This window comes from Amycolatopsis sp. NPDC051128 (genome assembly GCF_040682715.1).
In the GTDB taxonomy this organism is placed as follows: Bacteria; Actinomycetota; Actinomycetes; order Mycobacteriales; family Pseudonocardiaceae; genus Amycolatopsis.
This window is the reverse complement of record NZ_JBFBBN010000024.1, coordinates 121,275-129,178: the sequence shown is the minus strand read 5'-3', so window position 1 is coordinate 129,178 and position 7,904 is coordinate 121,275. Positions and strand designations below refer to the sequence as shown.

The following is a 7,904-nucleotide window of genomic DNA, read 5'->3' as shown; positions in this document are numbered from 1 at the left end:
AGTTCGACATCGCATTAGTCCGTTCATACGCATGACTTGGGCAGTATGGAGCGCAATGCGGATCGTGATCCCTCAATGCGACATTCACGGCCTTCCGTTGACCGCTTGCGCGGCAGAGGAATCCTTAACTGCCGGCCTTGGTCATTCGAGACAAAGAAACCCCTCGCAGCCACCCTCGCCAAGAGACTTTGCCGGACCCCTGCCGCGTGGGGGCCGGCCTACTTTTGACCGGATAGTAAAGGGCGCCGGGAGCAAGTCCCGGCGCCCTTTCCGTGTGGCCGTGCTCAGGGCGTGAGAATCGTGAAGCCGTTCGCCGGGTGGGTGCCGTCGGCCAGGCTCCGGAACACCGCCGCGACCGCCTCGGGACCGCTGCCGGCCTCGACGGTCAGCCAGGACTCGGTGGCGTCGATGAACTCGTCCTCCGCGGCGTGGTAGCGGGCGAAGAACGCGTCCTCGCCCTCCGCCTCGATCGTCGCGCCCTCGACCGCGGGGGTGAAGAACAGTTCCGGCGCGGGGTCGTTGAGCTCGGGGGGCGGCTGCGCGCCGTGGGTCCAGCCCAGCAGCGCGATGTGCGCCAGGCCGGCCCGGAACTTCCCGTGGATGGCGGTCAGCACCTCGGCGTCACCGGCGAGGTCGACGCACAGGACCGGACCGGCGGGCACCGCAGGCAGCTCGTCGTAGGTGGTCACCTCGTCGAACAGCCCGAGGCCGGTGAGGAAACCGGTGTGCTCGCCGGAGGTGAGCCCGATGGTGCGTACGTTCGCGTTGCCGCGCAGGCGGTGCGCGATCCCGATGGCCACCTTGCTCGACGCGGAGGTGATGAGCACGGTGAGCCCGTCATCGCCCGCCTGGCCGGCGATGAAGCCGGCGACGTGGAACGACGCGGGGTAGACGGGCCGCAGCAGGGCCCGGCGGTCGTCGCGGTGGTCGGCCGCGCCGGCCGGCTGGAACGTCTGGTACCAGGGGTGGGCGAAGTACCGGCCGGGCGTGGTGTCCACGAACCCGCGCGAGGCCGGCTCCGGCCGGACCACGTGGTGGCTCGACGACGGCAGGAAACCGAAGAACCGGTCGCCTTCCGCGTAACCGGGGTGGTTCGACCGCGACACCCGGGCGAAGCCCCACACCGGAAGCCGGCCCAGGACCGGGTCCGGGGCGGGGAACGCGCTCCAGAAGTTCAGCGGCGGGATGGCGCCCCACCGCGCGTAGGTCACGTTGTTCATGGTCAGCGCCAGCCGCTCGACCGCGAGCTCGACCTCGCCCGCCCCGAGCTCCGCCGCCTCGACCTCGCGCACCTCCTTGACCGTGAGGTCGTCGCGCTTGAACAGCAGTTCCCATCTTGCCGCTTCGGTCATGCGTGGGTCTCCTTGCTGGATCGTCAGGCCGCGGTGGCCATCGGTGGGGTACGAGGGCGGCGAGGCCGGCATCGGGCTCAATGGTGTCTTCGGGCTCGGCCGCGGCGCATCTTCCGCGATGCGATGCCCGCCGACAACCGATTCCGCCCGGCGAACCGAGGTTCGCCGGGCGGAATCGGATGGTCGGGCAGGTCCGGCCGGGTCAGGTCCCGGCCTGGGCCGTGATGAACTCGGTGACCGAGCGCGGGCGCAGATCCACCCAGTTCTCCCGGATGTGGGTCATGCACTCCTCGCGGCGGCCCGGCCCGTGCACGACGGTCCAGCCGCCGGGCGCCGGCGCGAACGCCGGCCACAGCGAGTGCTGGTTCTCGTCGTTGCGCAGGACGACGTAGTTGGCGTCCGGCTCTTCGAACGGGTTTGCCATCGGTCTCTCCCTCCGGCTCAGGCCGCCGCGGCGGCGTCGTCGATGTGGTCGGCCAGCCCGGCCACCGTCGGAATGTCGAACAGCACGTTGATCAGCAGGTCGGCGTCCACCTCGGCCCGGATCCGGCTGAGCAGCCGCATCGCCTGCAGCGACTGGCCGCCGAGGTCGAAGAAGCTGTCGTCGATGCCGACCTGGGACACCTCGAGCACCGAGGCGAAGATCGCGCACAGCTTCTCCTGCAGCGGCGTCTCCGGGGCCCGGTAGGCCGACGCGGCCTCGAAGTCGGGCTCCGGCATCGCCTTGCGGTCCAGCTTGCCGTTCGACGTCAGCGGAAGCGACTCGAGCTGGACGATCGCGGCCGGGACCATGTAGTCGGGCAGCGACTCCCTGGCGTGCGCGCGCAGGGCGCCCAGGTCGATGTCACCGGCCTCCGGCACGACGTACCCGACGAGCCGCTTCTCGCCCGACTCGAGCTCACGCACCACGACGACGACCTGCGCGAGACCGGGGTAGCTGCTCAGCGCCCCTTCGACCTCGGCGAGCTCGACCCGGAAGCCGAGGATCTTCACCTGGCTGCTCGCCCGGCCGACGTACTCGATCAGGCCGTCGTCGTTGCGGCGCGCCAGGTCCCCGGTGCGGTACATCCGGGCGCCCGGCTCGCCGAACGGGTCCGCGACGAACACCTCCGCGGTCAGGTCCGTGCGGCCGAAGTAGCCCCGTGCCACACCGCGGCCGGCGATGTAGATCTCGCCCTCGATGCCCCTCGGCACCGGGGTGAGCCGCTCGTCGAGGATGTGGATCGTGACGTCGTTGAACGCGTCCCCGACCGGCACCAGCGTGCCGGGCCGGTAGGACGCGGTCAGCGGGTGGTGCGCGGAGAACAGAGAGCACTCCGTGACCCCGTACATCGCCCGGATCACGATGTCCGGGCAGGCGTCCAGCACCCGGCGCACCGCGTTCGGGGCGATCACGTCGCCGCCGGTGAGGATCTCGGTCAGGCCGGTGAACGTCTCGAGCGACTCCTCCGCGAGCACCCGGAACAGACCGGCCGTCAGGTGGATCCCGGTGATCCCCTCCGCCGCGATCAGCTCGCGCAGGGAGGCCGGCGTCAGGTGCCCGGGCGGCGCGACGACGATCCGGCCGCCGTGCAGCAGGGGCATCCAGATCTCGTAGGTGGACACGTTGAACGCGTACGGCGCCACCATCAGCACCCGCGCGTGCCGCTCGACCGTCCACTGGGTGTTGAAGATCAGCCGCACCACGTCCCGCTGCGTCACCGCGACCCCCTTGGGGTGGCCGGTGGAGCCGGACGTGTGGATCACGTAGGCCAGCTGGTCCGGGTGGATCGGCACCGACGGGTCGGTGGCCGGCTGCCCGGCGGTCTCCGGATCGTCGTCGACGACCACGACCGGCACCCCGGTCGGCAGGCCGCCGGCCAGCGTGGTGGTGTCGGCCAGCAGCACCGTCACTTCCGCGTGGTCCACGACCCACTGCCGCCGGTCGGGTGGGTAGTCCTCGTGCACCGGGACGTAGACCCCGCCGGCCTTGACGGTCGCGAGGATCCCCACCACCAGGTCGATCGACCGCTCCTGCAGCACCGCCACCCGGTCGTCCTGGCGGACGCCGAGCCCGATGAGCCGGTGCGCGAGCCGGTTGGCCCGCTCGTCCAGTTCGCGGTAGGTCAGCGCGTCCGCGCCGGCGGACACCGCCACCGCGTCCGGCGTCCGCGCCACCTGCTCGGCGAACCGCGCGGAGATGACAAATGATTCCATGTCCGTGTTCCCCATCCCTAGCCTGCCAGCGTGTCCGGCACGTCCGGCGCGTCGCTGTCGCGGAACGCCCGCAGCGCCAGGGGTCCGTCGAAGATGTCGCGCATGCCGGAGACCCCGGACAGCATCCGGGCGAAGTCGATCTTGCGCGGCCGCAGGCGCTTCGGGTCGATGCTCTGCTGCGCCGCCTCGAAGTAGTCCTCTTTGGACTTCGTGCGGTCGTAGAAGAACCGGACGAACTCCAGCAGCGAGTTGAGGAACTCGCGGTAGTTGCGCTCGTAACGCTCGTAGAGCGCTTTCTCCTGGTCCGGGTTGCGCAGCGCGAGGTTGGCCGTCTCGAACAGGCCGAGCGCACCGCGCAGGGTCAGGCCGACGCCGGTGGACAGCAGCGGGTCGATGAACGCCGCGGCGTCGCCGACCAGCGCCCAGCCGGGGCCGTAGAACTTCTTGCAGGTGTAGGACCAGTCCTTGATCGTGCGGTACCCGCTGACCCGGGTGGCGGGCGCGGTGAGCGAGGTGATCTCGTCGGCCGCGGCCAGTTCGCTGGCGTGCAGCTCCTCGAGCGACTTGCCCGCCTTCTTGTACTCCTCGATGGGCGTCACGTACCCGACGCTCACCGTGCTGTCCGAAAGCGGGATGAACCAGAACCAGCCGTGCGGGCGGTTCTCGGTGAGCGTGTCGCCCCACCGCGTCCCGCTGTAGCGGTTGCAGTTCTGGAAGTACGCCCAGACCGCGATGTTGCGCAGGTCGTTGTGGTACTCGATGAGGTCGAGCTTGCGCGGGATCAGGTGCTGCTGGCCGGACGCGTCGATGACGAGCTTGGAGCCGACGGTCGTCGCTTCGGCGTCACCCTTGCGCTGGAACCGCACGCCGACGGCACGCTCACCCTCGAAGAGCACGTCCTGGACCGTGGCTTCCTCGATCACCAGCGCGCCGAGTTCGCGGGCCCGCCCCAGCAGGACCGAGTCGAAGTCGGCCCGGCGGACCTGGAAGGTGTACTCGTACTCCGACGCCTCGGTGAACCGGAAGTCCCACGCTCCCTGGTTGCGTCCCCACATCAGCGTGCCGCCGTACTTGCGGACGTAGCCCATCTTGTCCAGCCGCTCACGCAGGCCGAGGGCCTCGATCGTCGGCATCGAACCGGTGATGAGCGACTCGCCGATGTGGTACCGGGGGAACTTCTCCTTCTCCAGCACGAGCACCTTGTGCCCCTGCTGCGCCAGCAGCCCGGCTGTCGCCGAACCTCCGGGACCGCCGCCGATGACGACGACGTCGAAGTCTTCCTTGTCAGCCATTACCGTGCTTCCTCCGTCACGTCACGTGCTTCGGTTTCCCCCAGGGCGACGCCGCTGGTTCTCGACCGCTTCGTACTGGACCTTCGTCCACCGTGGCGGAAAGCGCGGCCGGCTCGCATCTCCCGGATTGTCGAGCCCGGCGAGCCGCGCCGGAGAGGAGAACAGCGCGCTCCAGAAGACGTGCTCCGCGGTGGAGACCCGAGAGCATTCCGGGAGCGGACCTTGCGGACACCAATACTCAGGCCGCGCTTCGCGCGTTTCAGAGAGCGGGTTCATGATGACTTTCAGTCCTGTCGCGTATGCCAAGGAGCATGTCCCGCCGCCGGGACCCCAGCGGGCGTACGTCCTGGGCTTCGCCATGGGCATGCTGGCCAATGGCGTCTTCCTGCCGATCTACGTGCTCTACTGCACGCAGATCGTCGGGATCTCGAATTCGGGGACCGCGCTGGCGATCGCGGTCGGCGGACTGGTCGGCCTGCCGCTCACCACCTATGCGGGCGATCTGGCCGATCGGCTGGGGCCCCGCCGGGTGGTGCTGTTCGGGCTGGCCGGACAGCTGGCCGGGATGGGCAGCTACGTGTTCATCCAGGGTTTCTGGTCGCTGATGATCCTCATCGTGTGCATGAACATTTTCGCGTTCACCTACATGGCTTCCGAAGGGGCGCTGATGCGCCGGATCGGCGGTGCGGAAACGATCACGTTCCGCAGCCAGGTCCAGTCGATCGGGAACATCGGCCTCACCGTCGGCGCGCTCGTCTCCGGCATCGGCATTTCGATCGGCACTCCCTGGGCCTACCGCGCGATGTTCCTGTTCTGCGCGGCCGCCTACCTGGTGGACGTCTTCATCACGCTCAAGATCCCCGACTACGAACCGCTGCCGAAGCCGGAAAGCACCGGGGAGGCGAAGGCCCGCCGGTTCATCGTGTTCCGGGACAAGCCGTTCATCGCCTTCGCGCTGGTCTCCGGTGCGCTGTCGATGTCGATGCTCGTGGACAACATGCTCCTGCCGGTGTGGATCGTGGTGTACACGTCCGCGCCGCCCTGGACGGTCGCCGTCGTCTACGTGCTCAACACCGCGATGGCCATCCTGCTCCAGATGCGGCTCAGCAGGAACGTCAAGACCCTGCGCCAGGGCGGCTCGGCACTGCTCCGCTGCGGCGTCACGCTGATCATCGGGTACCTGATGATGGCCCTGATGCCCGGGCAGACCCCGGTCCTGGCGACGGTCCTGCTCCTCGGCGGGGTCGCGGTGTCCGCCATCGCGCAGATCTGGCTGATCTCCGGCCGGTTCGTGTTCGAGTTCAACCTGCCGCCGGCACACGCCCAGGGGCAGTACGACGGATTCCTGAACATGATCACCACGCTGAGCATGACGGTGGCGCCGCTGGTGCTGCTCGGGGTCGTGGCCAACCAGGGTTTCGCCGGGTGGATGGGGCTCGGCGTGGCCTTCCTGCTGCTCGGGCTGCTGTGCCCGGCCATCGCGGCCTGGGGACTCCGCACGCGCCCGCCGGCGGTGACCCCCGAGGAGACGGTGGCCGGGTCCGGTGCGGAGGAGGAAATCATGGCGACAGCCGGAATGGACGACAGCAAATGACCATCGAACAGCAACGGCCGAGCACCGGCGAAGCGTCGGCCAGCCGCCCGCTTTCGGCCAACGAGGAATTCCTGTACGCCTTCGACCGTGGTGACGACCTCGGCGTGTTCGGCCCGCGGGGGCTGGTGCTCGGCGGCTGGCGCCTGCACGGGCAGCTGGACCTGTCGAGCGTGCAGCTCGCGTTGAACGACGTCGTCGCGCGGCACGAGGCGCTCCGCACCGCCATCATCAGGGACGAGGACGCGCCCTGTGCCTGCGTCTACCCGCCGGGCCCGGTGGACCTGACCGTCGTCGACCTTCCGTCGGCGCCGGGGCAGGCCGACCGCGAGCACCGGGCGCACGAGTTCATCGAGGAAGTCGACCAGGCCGGCAGGCTCGGCGCCACGCAACGGCCGTTGCTGCAAGCCAGACTGGGCCGATTCGACGACGAAGACGCGGTGCTCGTGCTCGTCACCCATCACACGGTCAGTGACGGCTGGTCCATGAACGTCCTCATGCGTGACTTCGTCATCTGTTACGCGACACGTCGCGGGCTGCCCGCACCCGAACTGCCGGCGATGCGCCAGTACGGCGAGTACGTCGCCTGGCAGCAGAAAGCCCGCCAGAGCGAGTCCACGGCCGTCGCGCACGAGTACTGGAAGACCAAGCTGGCGGGTGGGACGTTCCTCACCCTCCCCACCGACCGGCCCCGGCGGCTGGACGTCCCGCCGGTCTATTCGGCGTACCGGTTCCTGTTCGACCAGGAGCTGACCCGCGCCGTCACCGCACTGGCCAAGTCGCTGCACAGCTCGCCGTTCATGGTTCTCTACGCCTGTTTCAACCTGTTCCTCCACCGCCGGACCGGCGTGAGCGACATCGTCTCGCCGATCCTCACGTCCGGTCGCGGGGAGCCCGAGTTCGAGCAGACGGTGGGGGCGTTGTTCAACTTCCTGCCGATCCGGACCGACCTGTCCGGCTGTGCGGACTTCGCCGGCCTGGTGCACCGCACCCGGGCCGCGTTGCTGGAGGCGTACTCCTACGAGCTGCCGTTCAACGACGTCATCGCCCAGTCCGACCCGGAACTGATGCGCGGTCCGGCCTCCAATGTGGACAGTGTCATCACCGGGTTCCAGATCTCCCAGTTCCCGCCGGAACTGGAAACCGAGGGCATCGGCGACATCCGCTACACCGGGCTCCGCCGCCGCCTGATTTCGTCCGACGACATCTCGGAGATCCCGGACGGCAACCTGTGGGACTTCTACCTGGACCCGGCCGGGGACGTGGTGGGGCACGTGCGGTTCAACAGCCGCGATTTCGATCGGCAGACCATCATCGGGATGGTCGACGAGTACCGGGAGCTGCTGCGCGCGTCGCTGAGGTCCCCGCGGTCGGCGCTGCCGCGGTAGCAAACACAGCACCGGACATGACGAGAACCCCGGCCCGGACAGGGCCGGGGTTCTCGTTTCGGTTACCAGGAAAGAAAAGAGGCGC

General features: G+C 69.0%; 6 protein-coding genes. 2 read left to right on the top strand and 4 right to left on the bottom strand.

Going from position 1 to position 7,904, the window contains the following annotated elements; genetic code table 11:
- Positions 1-284: 284 nt before the first annotated feature.
- From AB0M82_RS24200 to AB0M82_RS24185, 4 genes are all read right to left on the bottom strand, one after another.
- On the bottom strand, positions 285-1,352 hold the full coding sequence (locus tag AB0M82_RS24200) for a DUF2855 family protein (RefSeq protein WP_364725782.1): 1,068 nt from the start codon (positions 1,350-1,352) through the stop codon (positions 285-287).
- A gap of 202 nt (positions 1,353-1,554) precedes the next feature.
- Positions 1,555-1,776, bottom strand: a complete 222-nt coding sequence (locus AB0M82_RS24195) for an MbtH family protein (RefSeq protein ID WP_364725779.1) — start codon at positions 1,774-1,776, stop codon at positions 1,555-1,557.
- A gap of 17 nt (positions 1,777-1,793) precedes the next feature.
- A complete protein-coding gene (locus AB0M82_RS24190; protein WP_364725776.1) occupies positions 1,794-3,548 on the bottom strand; it encodes a non-ribosomal peptide synthetase in 1,755 nt (584 codons plus the stop codon).
- Positions 3,549-3,565: 17 nt separating this feature from the next.
- Positions 3,566-4,840: an NAD(P)/FAD-dependent oxidoreductase gene (locus AB0M82_RS24185; RefSeq protein ID WP_364725773.1), complete on the bottom strand. Its 1,275-nt coding sequence runs from the start codon at positions 4,838-4,840 to the stop codon at positions 3,566-3,568.
- 274 nt (positions 4,841-5,114) lie between these two features.
- On the opposite strand from AB0M82_RS24185, the gene AB0M82_RS24180 reads away from it, so the two are divergent.
- Together AB0M82_RS24180 and AB0M82_RS24175 are read left to right on the top strand one after the other, a co-directional pair.
- On the top strand, positions 5,115-6,434 hold the full coding sequence (locus AB0M82_RS24180) for an MFS transporter (RefSeq protein ID WP_364725770.1): 1,320 nt from the start codon (positions 5,115-5,117) through the stop codon (positions 6,432-6,434).
- On the top strand, positions 6,431-7,819 hold the full coding sequence (locus AB0M82_RS24175) for a condensation domain-containing protein (protein WP_364725767.1): 1,389 nt from the start codon (positions 6,431-6,433) through the stop codon (positions 7,817-7,819). Before AB0M82_RS24180 ends, AB0M82_RS24175 begins: the two co-directional genes overlap by 4 nt.
- Positions 7,820-7,904: the final 85 nt, after the last annotated feature.

What these genes read in the sequence shown, in the direction of transcription:
- AB0M82_RS24200 (WP_364725782.1), bottom strand. Translation starts at nt 1,352, where the DNA reads ATGACCGAAGCGGCAAGATGGGAACTGCTGTTCAAGCGCGACGACCTC.
- AB0M82_RS24195 (WP_364725779.1), bottom strand. Translation starts at nt 1,776, where the DNA reads ATGGCAAACCCGTTCGAAGAGCCGGACGCCAACTACGTCGTCCTGCGC.
- AB0M82_RS24190 (WP_364725776.1), bottom strand. Translation starts at nt 3,548, where the DNA reads ATGGAATCATTTGTCATCTCCGCGCGGTTCGCCGAGCAGGTGGCGCGG.
- AB0M82_RS24185 (WP_364725773.1), bottom strand. Translation starts at nt 4,840, where the DNA reads ATGGCTGACAAGGAAGACTTCGACGTCGTCGTCATCGGCGGCGGTCCC.
- AB0M82_RS24180 (WP_364725770.1), top strand. Translation starts at nt 5,115, where the DNA reads ATGATGACTTTCAGTCCTGTCGCGTATGCCAAGGAGCATGTCCCGCCG.
- AB0M82_RS24175 (WP_364725767.1), top strand. Translation starts at nt 6,431, where the DNA reads ATGACCATCGAACAGCAACGGCCGAGCACCGGCGAAGCGTCGGCCAGC.